The organism is Salinivibrio siamensis, assembly GCF_001996005.1.
GTDB lineage: Bacteria > Pseudomonadota > Gammaproteobacteria > Enterobacterales > Vibrionaceae > Salinivibrio > Salinivibrio siamensis.
This window is the reverse complement of the sequence record NZ_MUFB01000026.1, coordinates 1-13,523: the sequence shown is the minus strand read 5'-3', so window position 1 is coordinate 13,523 and position 13,523 is coordinate 1. Positions and strand designations below refer to the sequence as shown.

Sequence of the window (13,523 nt, the reverse complement as noted above, 5' to 3'; positions counted from 1 at the left end):
CCGGCACTCACTAGACGACCGGTCTAATTTAAATAAACGCTTGATACCATCAAGCACAATAAAAGGAAGGATGAGCAATGAACAACTTTGAGTTCTACAATCCCACACGTATCGTTTTTGGCGAAGGTAAGATTGCCGAGCTGGATCGGCTCATCCCGGCCGATGCAAAAGTGTTGATTCTTTTCGGCGGCCAAAGTGCACGCAAAACCGGCACCTTGGATGAAGTCGAACAAGCGCTAGGGCAACGTCAATTTGGCCTATTTGGTGGCATTGAACCCAACCCGCGCTATGAGACCTTGATGAAGGCAGTCGAGAAAGTCGGCGCTGAAGGTTATGACTACCTTCTCGCCGTGGGCGGTGGCTCAGTGATCGATGGCACTAAATTCGTTGCCGCAGCCGCGAAATATGACGGTGACGCATGGGACATCCTCACCAGCATGGGCGGAAAAGTGGAAGCAGCGCTGCCATTTGGCTCCGTGCTCACTTTGCCTGCTACCGGCTCTGAGATGAACAAAGGCTCAGTGGTGACCCGTGAGTCGATGCAAGCGAAATTGCCGTTTATGAGCGAGCTGGTGTTCCCGCAGTTCTCAGTGTTGGATCCGGTGAAGACCTACACCCTGCCGATTCGCCAAGTGGGGAACGGTGCGGTCGATGCGTTTGTTCACGTGGTGGAACAATACCTCACCTATCCTGCCAATGCGCCGGTGCAAGACCGCTTTGCCGAAGGCCTGCTACAAACCTTGGTTGAGTTGGGCCCACAAGCGCTGGAAACACCAGAAGATTACAATGTGCGTGCGAGTCTGATGTGGACAGCCACCCTGGCGCTTAACGGCTTGATTGGCGTAGGTGTCCCGCAAGACTGGTCAACCCATATGCTCGGCCATGAGCTCACAGCCCAACATGGCTTAGACCACGCCCAAACCCTTGCTGTTGTGCTGCCTGCGATGCTCAATGAGAAGTTTGAGCAAAAAAAGGCCAAGCTCGCACAATTTGCTGAACGTGTTTGGCATATTGAGCAAGGTAGCGACGCCGAGAAAGCCAAATTAGCGATTGAGAAAACACGCGACTTTTTCGAGCGCATGAACGTGAAAACGCGCATGAGCGATTACGATCTGGATGAAACCGCGATTGAGCCCTTGATTGAAAGCCTGACTCAACACGGTATGACCCAACTCGGTGAACATGGCGATGTGACGCCAGATGTTTGCCGCCGCGTGCTTCAAGCCGCGCTGTAATCGTCGTTTTATTTCATGATGAGGCGCGCTGATCCAGCCGCCTCTTTTCCCATCATCAAGGGAGGAATCAATGTCAGCATTAACCAATCAACGTTTTGTTCTCGCATCGCGCCCGGTTGGCGCGCCAACCGCTGAGAACTTTCGCTTAGAAGAAGTCGCCATTCCCGCACTCGGTAACAATGACGTCCTAATTGAAAACCATCACCTATCGATTGACCCTTACATGCGCGGTCGAATGAGTGATGCCAAATCGTACGCAGAACCCGTGGCGATTGATGGCCTGATGGTCGGTGCCACCGTGGGTAAAGTGCTGGAATCTAACCATGCCGATTACCAGGCCGGCGATTGGGTACTGGCTTATAAAGGCTGGGAAACCCATTCTGTCGTCGATGGCGATACCCTGCTTAAACTTAACCCTGATCTCGCGCCGGTTTCATACGCGCTTGGGATCTTGGGGATGCCCGGCTTCACCGCCTACATGGGCTTATTAGATATCGGCCAACCCAAAGAGGGCGATACCCTGGTGGTGGCGGCCGCGACCGGCCCCGTTGGCGCGACCGTCGCTCAAATCGGTAAGCTGAAAGGCTGCCGCGTGGTAGCGATTGCCGGTGGTGAAGACAAATGCCAATACGCTCGTGAACACCTCAGTGTTGACGCGTGTATCGATCACAAAGCCGATAACTTTGCCGAGCAGCTTGCCGAAGCCTGCCCGCAAGGCATTGATGTGTACTTTGAAAACGTCGGCGGCAAGGTATTTGATGCGGTGATGCCACTGCTTAACACCGGCGCACGCATTCCCGTGTGTGGCTTGGTATCTCAATACAACAACACCGCCCTGCCAGAAGGCCCAGACCGCCTTTCGCAGTTGATGGGAACCATCTTGGTTAAGCGCCTAACCGTAAAAGGTTTCATCATTTTTGATGACTACGCGCACCGTTATCCCGAGTTCGCTCACGACATGGCCAAATGGGTCGGTGAAGGCCAAATCCATTACCGTGAACACGCGGTGGATGGCTTTGAGCAAGCGCCTCAAGCACTGATTGATGTACTCGAAGGCCGCAACTTCGGCAAGATGGTCGTCAATATTAAATAAAGTATCCGCGCTTTATTTCGTCATACCGAAAACCCTGCCTCCCCCTTAGCGATGGATAGCTAAGGGGGTTTTTTATGAGTGACGTTCGCTTTTCCGTTCCACTCCCCTTTTTGATGCAGAAGAAACACTCAGTGCCAACTACACTAATGGGGATGATTGACTAGCTTCATCGAAATTTGGCAAGGCTGACCGCAGGACGCAACCGCTCCACACCTGTTTCAGCTAAGAAAGAGGATGTATTCAAAATGGCCAAAGTCGCACCCATGATTCGTCATCAGATCAACCTCGGTTTTGCGTTTGTTCTGATTATGGCATTACTGACGATTTTTGCGGTGGTGGAATGGAAGGTAAAACCCGAGCTTATTGAGCAGCGACAAGAGCGGATCAGCATCAATCAACACGCCCTGCTCGATTTACTCGACGCCAAACTCGGCCAAATTGAACTGTTAACCAGCACCATGGCGTTAGCGGGGACCACACTCCCCAAAGATGAAGCTCTGTTCCGCACCACCTTTCCCGAGATCCTCAATAATCATGGCGATCCAGCGATTGCCGGCGGTGGTATCTGGCCCGAGCCCGGCACATTTACACAAGGGGTGGCGCGGCGAAGTTTTTTCTGGGGCCGAGCAGGCGCGACCATGGAGTACTACGACGATTACAACCATCCAGACGGGAAGGGGTATCACAATGAAAGTTGGTACGTAGCGGGCAAAACAACCCCCGCCGATCATTGCAGTTGGTCCAACGCCTATATTGACCCTTTTACCAAAGAGCCGATGATCACCTGCACCGTGCCAATGAAAGATGATAAGCGCTTTGTGGGTGTCGCCACCGTCGATATGAGGCTCGCCGGCATCTCAGATATTTTGTCCCAGTATGGCAAAGAAAACGGTGGCTATGTCTTCGCCTTCGACGCAGACAGCAAAGCGATCAGCTTTCCGCAATCAGCCGTCACCTTTCAACCCTACAGGAACACACTATGGACGCGAGACGAACTGCAAGTGCAATTGCCTTGGTTGCAATCGGCGCTTAAGGCAACCCTAACACTCAGCACCAGCAAGCTAATCACGGTAGAAAATGACGGCATCCTCAACGAAGCCGCATATGTCCATTTGATTCGCTACCCTGAAGCCGACTGGGTGATTGGCCTCGCCGTCCCTAAAAGCAAAATGACCACCGCCGCTGACAACATGGGGTTGTTTTTAATGATAGCGATTGGTGGCTTGCTGCTCGTTGTCGGTGTCATCGCGACGATCACCGCCCGCAATTTACTGGATAAAATTCGACAAACCACCCATCAGATCCGAGAGTTGATCGATGGTGAAACCACCCAAGCACTCGACGTGGGGAACCTGAATGAAGTCGGGGAATTACGCCATGCCGTCAACGATTATGGTGATAAACTAAAGGCACTGCTATTGCGTTTAGAAACACTCCAAGATGAATTAGTTCAGAATGAAAAACTGTCCTCACTCGGCTCCCTGGTCGCAGGCATCGCACACGAGCTGAATACCCCCATCGGCAACGCACTGATGTCTTCAACCTCCATCTTGTCGATGAAGCAAGATTTTGTCCAACAACTCGAAAAGCCGATCACACGTGACGATTTAGACCAATTTCTCACCCATGTTGAAGATGGGACACGGATTGTTGAACGTAACATGTCACGTGCCTCCGAATTAATCCGTGCATTTAAACAACTGGCCGTGGATCAAACCAACGACCACCAGCGCGAGTTTGACCTCCATCATCTTATCAACGAAGTGCTTCTGTCTTTGCGTCCGACACTACAGCGAACGCCTCACCACCTTGACGTAGATATTCCTGAGGCGATTAAGCTCAATAGCTACCCTGGAGCCCTCACCCAAACGCTGATCAACTTAATTAACAATGCGTTAGTGCATGCATTTACCACGCAAGATCAAGGCTATATTCAAATCCATGCGAGTCAGGATTCACACGATCAGGTACATATTACCGTCCAAGATAACGGCGTGGGCATGACGCCAGACGTGCAAAAACACATTTTTGATCCCTTTTATACCACCCACCTCGGTCAGGGCGGATCTGGCCTTGGCTTACATATTACCTTCAACCTCATTACGAGTGTGCTCGGTGGCCGTGTTCAGGTAAAAAGTAAACCGCAACAGGGCAGTCGCTTCATTGTGACGATTCCACTGACGGCCCCCGAACGTGCCTCGTCGTCTTCATAACGATGGCAGGTAAATGGGATATCATTGTCCAGCCAACTGCAACGCCGAGGGTAATGCGGTCATAGCACCTTTGGCGGTAGTGGCCAGCGCGCCACAGCGGTTGCCTTGACGCACGGCCTCAGTCACCGCCTCTGGCGACTGCCAGTCGGGCAACTTGGCTAGGGCAGCCAACAAGCCGCCCATAAACGCATCACCAGCGCCAGTGGTATCCACGACCTTGGCGGGTGTTGTCGCCACCTGCCAAAGCGCTCGGTTGAACGCAACTTGTGCACCGTCACTGCCTAGCGTGACCACCCACAAGGACACACTCGGTACGTGCGAGACGAGCACTTCAAGCGCGGATTTGATAGACCGGCTCTCGCCGGGCTCGGAGCCTGTCACTAACGGCGCAGTCAGTAAAGCAAGCTCATCATCAGACACTTTGACCACATCCGCCAGCGGCAAGGCTTGCCTCACGGTCTCTAGCATCTGCGCCTCGCTTTGCCACAAATCATCACGCAAGTTAGGGTCAAAGCTGACAAACCCACCCTGGTCACGACACGCTTGCATGGCGCCGAGCGTGGCCGATCGCGAGGGTTCGTTAGCTAACGCAATGGAGCAAGCATGTAACCACTGCCCCTTTTCAAACACAGGGAAGTCATCGGGCTGCACAAACTGATCGGCACTGGGTTTCACCATAAACGTAAAGCTGCGCTCACCCGCCTCATCTAACTCGACCAACACGGTTGAGGTGCGTTGCGCGTTATCGCGATGCATAAACGCAATGTCTACGCCTTCATCGGCCAACGTGGTTTGCATAAAACGTCCCAACGGATCGTCGCCCACTCGACCAATAAAGCCTGTTTTCTCCCCCAGCCGGCTAATCGCCACGGCCACATTGGCGGGCGCACCGCCCGGACATCTTAGGTAGTGACGTTCACCGTCAGGGATCAAATCCACTACCGCATCGCCAGTGACCCATACCTTACTCATCACGCTTGCTCCTCGTTCAATGCTCGATTAGGCCGCCGCCGTTTGCGCATATTTTTTACGGGTACCCAGTACATAGGTCACCGCAAACGCCACGACAAAAGCAATGGCCATTCCGATGATATACGGCACCACTCCGTCTGGGCGAATCGAAATGACCCCTGGCAGCCCCGCGGCACCCAGCGCTTGCGCTTTCACTTTAAAGAAGGTGATGAACGCGCCTGCACAGGCTGCGCCTACCAATGCCCCGATAAACGGATAACGGTATTTAAGGTTAATACCAAACATCGCCGGCTCAGTAATGCCAAGCAGTGCCGTGATACCCGCCGGCATCGCAATTCCTTTCGCTTTCACATCCGCCGTTTTTAGCCCGAACGCCAAACAGGCTGCGCCTTGCGCCACATTTGACATCGCGGCAATCGGGAAGATGAAGGTACCGCCAGTGACCGCAATTTCTGCCAACAGTTGGGTTTCAATTGCGATAAAGCTGTGGTGCATCCCGGTGATCACAAACGGCGCATACACAAACCCAAACAATGCACCACCAATCATCCCTGCTGATTCATACACCCAGTTGAGACCATCGCCGAGCAAGAAGCCGAGATCACGGGTAAATGGACCCACCAGAGTAAAGGTGATCAGCCCGGTGATAAAAATCGCCAGTAGAGGCGTCAGCAAGTTATCCAGCACCGAGGGAATAATACGACGTAGCCCTTGCTCGACTTGGGCGAGAATATAAGTGGCAACCAGCACAGGCAGTACCGAGCCTTGATACCCGACTTTTTCAATCTCAAAACCAAAGATTTCCCACACTGGAATATCGCCGGACACCGCCGCACCGCCAAAGCCCCAGCCATTGAGCAGATCAGGGTGGACCATTAACATCCCGAGTGCCGCGCCCAAAAAGGGGTTAGCGCCAAACTTTTTACTGGCAGAAAACGCCAGCAGTACCGGCAAGAACACAAATGGCGCATTAGCGAAGGTATTGATCATATTGGCCAAGTCGCCCATTTGTGGGTAAGCCTCAATTAAAGACTTGCCATCAATAATCAAACCCGGCGCCGTCAGGATATTAAAAATCCCCATCAGCAAACCACCGGCGACGATGGCTGGAATAATGGGAACAAAAATATCTGACAGCCCTTTCACCGCGCGTTGTAGCCAATTTTGTTTTTCAGCGCCAGCCGCCGCCACGTCTTTCGACGACATATCTGACTGGCCCGTTAATTTGCTGAATTCGGCATAAACATTATTGACAATGCCCGAGCCAAAAATGATCTGTAACTGACCGCTGACTTGAAATTGGCCTTTCACACCTTCAATCGATTCAATCGCGCTTAAATCCGCCAAGTTATCATCATGGAGTGCGAGTCTTAGCCGCGTGGCACAGTGTGCCGCCGCCGCGATGTTTTCTTTTCCACCCAGTTTATCGAGTAGTTGTTGTGCTATTTTTTGGTAGTTCATGGCTACTTCCCCTGCACGCTCTCACCGTCTTTGCCACCGTCACTTTTATTTTCGTGTGGCGTCACACGCTCCACATTTTCGGGAACGATCCCGAAAATGATGTGCTGAATCCTGTAAAGCATCAAGTATGAGGGCTAATCGCTGTGAGATCGATCAGTAAACCGCCGCGTACCTCTCACCTTAAACGTGATGAATATCACTAAATAGGGGGCATTTAAGGCGCTATGTTTGCAAAGGATCCGTAAATGGAACGATCATGGTACTCCCAGCAAAGGAGAACCCATGGCTAGCTTGAATGATGTCGCCCGTTTAGCGGGTGTTTCTAAATCAACCGTTTCACGCGTGATTAACCAGGAATATGGCGTAAAGCCCGCCACCATTGAAAAAGTTAACCGCGCCATTGAGCAATGCGGCTATGTGGTCAATCAAATCGCTAAGGATTTGAAATCCAACAAAACTAACCTCATCGGGGTGATTGTACCGCGAGTATCGTCGAATGCGATGTCAGCCAGCGTTGATGGGCTTAGCCATGTCTTTGATAAAAAAGGCAAACACGTGCTATTGGCCAACACGCGCCAAGACGATCAGCGTATTTGCTACTACCTCGATTTGTTCAACCAAAAACGCGTAGAAGGGATACTGCTGTTTGCCTCCACGCTCAACCCCGACTTGGTGCACGCCATTAAGCGCTCGAGTGCGCCGGTGGTGGTAATTGGTCAAGACGGCTCACCCTATAACATTCCCAGCGTGATCCATGATGATTATCGGGTGGGCTTTTGTGCTGGCGAGCAGCTTATTAATGCTGGCTGCCGACAGGTGGGCTTTCTGGGGGTACAAGCGGAAGATATTGCCGTTGATCAGCAACGTTATCAAGGCTTTGAGAGCGCATTGACCACGTTGACCCAAACGGTACCCGTGTTCCATTACCAAGGTCAATTCTCGATTCAATCGGGCTATGTCGCCATGACCGCTATGTTAGAGCAATATCCTGATCTTGACGGCGTATTTTGTGCCACCGACCGTATCGCGATTGGCGCTATCCAAGCTTTGCAAGCACAAGGGATCACCCCTGGGCACACCGTGAAGCTGATGGGAGTGGGCGATGATGAACTTGCCCAAGTGGTATCGCCAAGCTTATCCACGTTTGACTATGCCTTTGATGCAGCAGGAGAAAGTGGTGCCAAAATGCTGCTCGAATTACTGGAAACCGGACAAAGTCATGTATCCAAATTGGTGATGGGCTTTAACTATATCAGCCGCGCCACCTGCCCTTAACACAGCGACCGTTAACCCAATACAGAGAAATTTTACTTGCGCCACCGCCGTCTTATTCGCTATTTTTGGAACGTTCCCGAAAATAAAATTGGTACGGATAGATGGAAATAACCCCAACAGGCCTGGTTGACGCATGTGGTGGCGCCGATAACGTGCGACGAGCATTGCGCCATCAAGACAAGGTGATCATTGAGCTCATCGAGCTTGAACGCGTGAACCAAGACGTGCTGCCAATCAGTACGATTGACCATTCACTACGCCAGATCACCCTCGATCAACCCGTCAGTCAGGGGGCGCTAACGGCACTGGGACGCGTGATCGATCACAACCTGCGTGAACAAGCCGCGCCCTTCTATTCACCCAGCCAAAAGACAGATTTCCATCGCCCCGGATGGCATATCAGCCCTCCCCAAGGGCTGCTGAATGACCCCAATGGTTTTATTTATTTTCAAGGTCACTATCACCTTTTTTATCAGTGGTATCCCTTTGCCTGTGAGCACAAAGATAAATTCTGGGTGCATTTAATCAGCCCTGATGGGGTGCAATGGCATACCGCGCCGCTCGGCCTCACCCCCAGTGATTGGTATGACAGCCATGGGGTATTTTCAGGCCACGCCATGGTGATGAACGACGCCCTTTGGCTGTATTACACCGGCAATACCCGCATTGGCCCCGAGCGTTTGCGCCAAACAACCCAATGTGTGGCGCGGTCAAGCGATGGCATTCATTTTGAAAAGCTCGGCCCGGTGATTGATGCCCCACCAGCAGGCGTGACCGAGCATATTCGCGATCCCAAAGTCATCCATGATGGCCAACACTATCGGATGCTGTTGGGCGCGCAACGTGAAGATAAAATAGGCCGCCTGGCGCAGTATTCGTCTGCTGATGGCCTTACGTGGCACTATGACGGACTAAGCGGTGATAGCTTAGGCGAGCATGGTTATATGTGGGAATGCCCAGATCTGTTCCAATTAAGCGATCAATGGCTCTGTATTCTCTGCCCACAAGGCAGCCCATCACCAACGCCCGATCATCAAGTTCCTCACCACAATGGTTACGCTAAAGCCACGCTAGAAGCGGACGGCATCACGCTTGATAACTGGCAAGTGCTGGATCATGGGTTTGATTTTTACGCCCCGCAGACGGCGCAGACCCCTGACAATAAGCGCATGCTTATCGCTTGGATGGGCCTGCCAGACGAAGTTGAACAACCCAGTTTAAGTGCGGGCTGGTTGCATCAGTTAACCTGTCCACGTGAGTTACGCTGGGAAAATGGGCAAATTTATCAGCGCCCAGCCGCCGCGCTGCAAAGCTTAAGAGGCCCTCAGCAACTTTTGGTGATTAACCCTGAGTGCCACTCAACCACCGTGGATTTAGGCACCAAGCAGTTTGAGCTCAACACCACGTTGCCCATTCCGACCAGCGGCCACTACACGCTATACTTTCACAGCCGCAGCGGCATGATGACCCCAGCCTCCTCCGGCAAACCATCCGGTTGTGCACTCACCATTGACGGTGACAGCCGCACCCTAACACTGGATAGAAGCGCAAGCCTCGCCAAAGAAGGCGATACCCGTCGCTGTATTCACTTGCCCGAGCCGCTAGAAGATTTGCCACTACAAGTCCTCGCCGACACCAGCTCACTGGAGTTCTTTATCGCCGGCGGGCAATGGACGATGACCAGCCGTTACTTCAGCGCTATTGACGCAACCTTTTTCGCGCTGACACGCGATCGCCACGACACGCCTTTGCCAAAAGAGATGAATTGGTATGCGTTGAAAAACGCCAGTGTTAGGTGAATACATCAGGGAAGTGGCGTTGACCATACTACGCCACGTCTGACTGGCACAGTTAACGCCCATCAACTAGCATTAAGAGTTTGAATCTTCTGCGTTTAATCATCGCCATGATATTATTGGCGATGATTAAACACGCTTCTTATTTCAACTAGGGTGACGATATGCTGCTTGCAACACTGGCGATTATTGCTGGATTTGCGCTTTTGGTGTGGAGTGCAGATAGGTTTGTAGAAGGCGCGGCCGTGAGCGCCCATTATGCCGGTATACCGCCGCTACTCATTGGCATGCTGGTGGTAGGATTTGGTACATCAGCGCCTGAAATGGTGGTCTCAGCGATGGCTGCAGTCGATGGCAATCCTGCGTTAGCACTGGGCAATGCGCTGGGCTCGAACATCGTCAATATCACCTTAATTCTCGGGGTGACCGCCCTTATCGCGCCTATTGCAGTGCATTCCACCATTGTGCGCAAAGAGCTACCCATTCTTTTAGCCATCACTCTCATTATCGGAGCAATGCTATGGGACTTCACGATCAGCGCCTACGAAGCTTTACTGCTTATCACAGGCTTTTTACTGCTGATCGGCTGGTCAGTGTGGTCTGGCGTACGTACTAAAAACGATACCCTCGCCACCGACATGAATGCCGAACTCAACCAGCAAACCCTGTCGCTAAAAAAAGCACTGATGTGGCTAACGATTGGGCTGGCACTGTTAATTGTCAGCTCGCGCATCTTGGTATGGGGTGCCGTTGAGATCGCCCAACAGCTGGGCATCAGCGATCTGATTATTGGTTTAACCATAGTCGCATTAGGCACCTCCCTGCCCGAGTTGGCCGCCTCAATTATCGCCGCCCGCAAAGGAGAACACGATATTGCCGTGGGCAACGTGGTCGGCTCCAACATTTTTAATTCCCTTGCCGTGATTGGTATTGCTGGCGTCATCGAGCCGATTCGCGACATCACCGAAGCAGTCTTCTGGCGAGATTGGATGGTGATGCTCGCCGCCACCGTGCTCTTGCTGCTGGTCGCAATACGCTTTGGCAAGACACGCGAAATCAACCGCGCCGAAGGGGGATTACTGTTTGTGTGCTACGTCAGCTACACCTGTTTGCTGATCTATGCCGTGCGGTAGAAGATCGAAGGCCGAGCAATCTTCACACAACACGCTAACGTTGATATGGGCTCTAATGCAGCGCGAGTTAGACCAAGGGGTAAAACCATTTATTCGACACTGATCCAATAAATAAAGCAGCTTTTCTACCATGACCACATTGAGTCGAGCTTTTGTCGCGAACTTTGCTAGCATTGGCCGCTAAAAATAATCATAGCCCCCTTGGCCATGCCATTGGGGGTTGAGCAATATGCTTTGCTCACTGGTGATACCCGCTTAGTTGGCTCAAGAGAAAACGCAGATGACTTTCTTCACATCGACACAGTCTTATCGTTGTCCATTTTTCAAAAATCCTGAAACATGTAACTGTACGGCTTGTGTCAATCAAAGATTGATGCAGGAAAGCAAAGAAGCCGTTAAACGTGCAGAGGCAAAGAACTTTGCCAGTGGTGGCTCTACTCCTAGTATCAGTGCTGCATCTGAACCCGCACCAGTTCAAGAAAGCACGCAACAAAAGGTCGCTCGTCAACGCAAAGCGCGGATCGAAGAAAGCGAAGATAACTGGCAAAAAACACAAGCTGCTGCATTTGATTTGGCTTGGATGCAATCGCCTAAAACCCAACCTCAGAGTGCACTTTGGAAAGCGCTATTTACCGACGATACACCTGAGGAAAAGCAAAAGCTTATCAAACAAGCGAATACGCACCTCAACGAACCCGTGAGAGAAGGAGAGATCGTTGTTATTCCTACCGCCGAGCCAAGAACCACTAAAGAGAAAGAGGCGCTAAGCGCGCTCCAAGAAGAGGCAAAAGCTGCTAGCACTGAACTAAGTAAGCTTAGCGATGAAGTACTTACGACAGTTAACCGACACTTTGAAGTACTCGATCACTTTGCTAATGAGAGTTTGAAACAATTGGAAGCAGACGGTTTACCCAGCGATTATTATGCCTACGCGTCTCTAGGAGTGGGGGTCGCATCAGCGACCGTTCAGCAGCACTTGCAGAACATCAATAATGTATTGTTAGAAATCAATGATCTCTATGCTGCACAAGTGGCGATGGCGAGCAAAACGGGTGGAGTGAATTATGGTGTATTCGTTGCTCAAAGGGCAGAGCTTTTTAAAAAGCTAGATGGCTCTTTTGCTGGACTTTCCAAACGCAGCATTAGATTGCCTCTGTATACGCAAGTTAAACGCAATCTAAAGCTGTCCACTAAATCAGTCATTCACAACGCCGATGAGATTTTAGAATCGGGTTTTGTTAAGAGCCTAGGAAAACGTATTGCCAACGTTTCTATCGGAGCCTCGGCTGCGAAAGGTGTAGGTTATGTTGGTCTTCTGCTCGGCGGAGCAAGCAGCGTATCAACGATATACGAAGCTTGTTCAGTAGACAGTTCAGGAGAATGTGGCAAAGTCTCTACACGCGAGGTGATTGGTTTTATGGGAGGTATCGCTTTAGGCGCTGTTGGAGGAAATATTGCCGCCGGCGTTTCAGTGTTGGCTCTAGGCGTTGTGGGGGTTACTGCAGCACCTGTTATTGCTATAGCAACTGTGGGCTCATTTGTTGTTGGAGGTGCAATCGGTGGAATTGCTGGGACAACTATCGGCAAGGCTACTGGCGATGATCTCTACTTCTTATATGAAAAAGGCATTGAATTAACTGACTAAAGCAAAGAGATATCACATTGGAATTATATGAATTAGTTATCACTATCATTGGATTGGTGTTTGGGGGGTACCTTGCGGTTTGGTCTATCCCGGGTATTATCATGTTTTCTTTGATTACTCTTGGGGAWATTAAGCGTATTGTATTACTGGATAAGTGTTTATCTCAAAATATAAAAAAATACTATACCGAACAGGGCTATTTAAAACCTTACTACCAAACCCCCTACTCGATTGGCACACGTCTGCTTTTATACTGGATAACTTATCCTATAACAAACAATTGTAAACAAAAACTTCCTAAAAAAATGAAAGTTTTCATGTGGGTGAATTGTATTGGGGCGTGGAGCTTTATTATTACACCATTATTCTCTCAACTGATTAAGCATTTAGACTGATAAAGTCTTACAAGGTTTATAACGTGGATTCTGGAATAACAAATATATCAACAGCTGAATGGTGGGAGTTTTTGATTGCAATCCCTGCGCTAATTTTTAGTAGTTACTTTCTTCTTTGGGCAGTACCCGCAGTGTTTATACTTGCGGCCTTGGCGCTTGGTGACATCAAGCGGATTGAGTTTATAGACCAGCAACTAGCAAAGAATAATGAGAAGCTACATAGCACATTACGCTATCAATTTTCCTATACAATAGTTAATAGATTTATGTGTTATTGTTTTGCATACCCATTGATTCGTCATAGG

11 protein-coding genes are annotated in these 13,523 nt (G+C 50.7%); 9 read left to right on the top strand and 2 right to left on the bottom strand.

The window, feature by feature from the left end; translation table 11 throughout:
- Nucleotides 1–77: 77 nt before the first annotated feature.
- From BZG73_RS12670 to BZG73_RS12660, 3 genes are all read left to right on the top strand, one after another.
- Nucleotides 78–1,235, top strand: a complete 1,158-nt coding sequence (locus BZG73_RS12670) for an iron-containing alcohol dehydrogenase (RefSeq protein WP_077668479.1) — start codon at nt 78–80, stop codon at nt 1,233–1,235.
- A gap of 70 nt (nt 1,236–1,305) precedes the next feature.
- Nucleotides 1,306–2,328, top strand: coding sequence for an NADP-dependent oxidoreductase (locus tag BZG73_RS12665; RefSeq protein ID WP_077578380.1), 1,023 nt, complete (start codon nt 1,306–1,308; stop codon nt 2,326–2,328).
- A 245-nt stretch (nt 2,329–2,573) separates the two neighbouring features.
- Nucleotides 2,574–4,541: a sensor histidine kinase gene (locus BZG73_RS12660; RefSeq protein ID WP_077668478.1), complete on the top strand. Its 1,968-nt coding sequence runs from the start codon at nt 2,574–2,576 to the stop codon at nt 4,539–4,541.
- Nucleotides 4,542–4,562: 21 nt separating this feature from the next.
- On the opposite strand, the gene BZG73_RS12655 is transcribed toward BZG73_RS12660, so the two are convergent.
- Nucleotides 4,563–5,513, bottom strand: a complete 951-nt coding sequence (locus BZG73_RS12655; protein ID WP_077668477.1) for an aminoimidazole riboside kinase — start codon at nt 5,511–5,513, stop codon at nt 4,563–4,565.
- Nucleotides 5,514–5,540: 27 nt separating this feature from the next.
- Nucleotides 5,541–6,974: a sucrose-specific PTS transporter subunit IIBC gene (locus BZG73_RS12650; protein WP_077668476.1), complete on the bottom strand. Its 1,434-nt coding sequence runs from the start codon at nt 6,972–6,974 to the stop codon at nt 5,541–5,543.
- Between the two features lie 282 nt (nt 6,975–7,256).
- On the opposite strand from BZG73_RS12650, the gene BZG73_RS12645 reads away from it, so the two are divergent.
- From BZG73_RS12645 to BZG73_RS16185, 6 genes are all read left to right on the top strand, one after another.
- On the top strand, nt 7,257–8,249 hold the full coding sequence (locus BZG73_RS12645) for a LacI family DNA-binding transcriptional regulator (RefSeq protein WP_077668475.1): 993 nt from the start codon (nt 7,257–7,259) through the stop codon (nt 8,247–8,249).
- A 101-nt stretch (nt 8,250–8,350) separates the two neighbouring features.
- Nucleotides 8,351–10,048: a glycoside hydrolase family 32 protein gene (locus BZG73_RS12640; protein WP_077668474.1), complete on the top strand. Its 1,698-nt coding sequence runs from the start codon at nt 8,351–8,353 to the stop codon at nt 10,046–10,048.
- 161 nt (nt 10,049–10,209) lie between these two features.
- Entirely contained in the window at nt 10,210–11,178 is a 969-nt protein-coding gene (locus BZG73_RS12635; RefSeq protein WP_077668473.1) for a calcium/sodium antiporter, read from the top strand.
- 280 nt (nt 11,179–11,458) lie between these two features.
- Nucleotides 11,459–12,823 (top strand): hypothetical protein, encoded by a 1,365-nt coding sequence (locus tag BZG73_RS12630; RefSeq protein WP_235606066.1) that lies wholly within the window; start codon nt 11,459–11,461, stop codon nt 12,821–12,823.
- 17 nt (nt 12,824–12,840) lie between these two features.
- Complete coding sequence (locus BZG73_RS12625; protein ID WP_077668472.1) at nt 12,841–13,218, top strand: hypothetical protein; 378 nt, start codon at nt 12,841–12,843, stop codon at nt 13,216–13,218.
- A gap of 23 nt (nt 13,219–13,241) precedes the next feature.
- Nucleotides 13,242–13,523, top strand: a 282-nt coding sequence (locus BZG73_RS16185) for a hypothetical protein (protein WP_077668471.1), incomplete at its 3' end; no start/stop codon positions are given.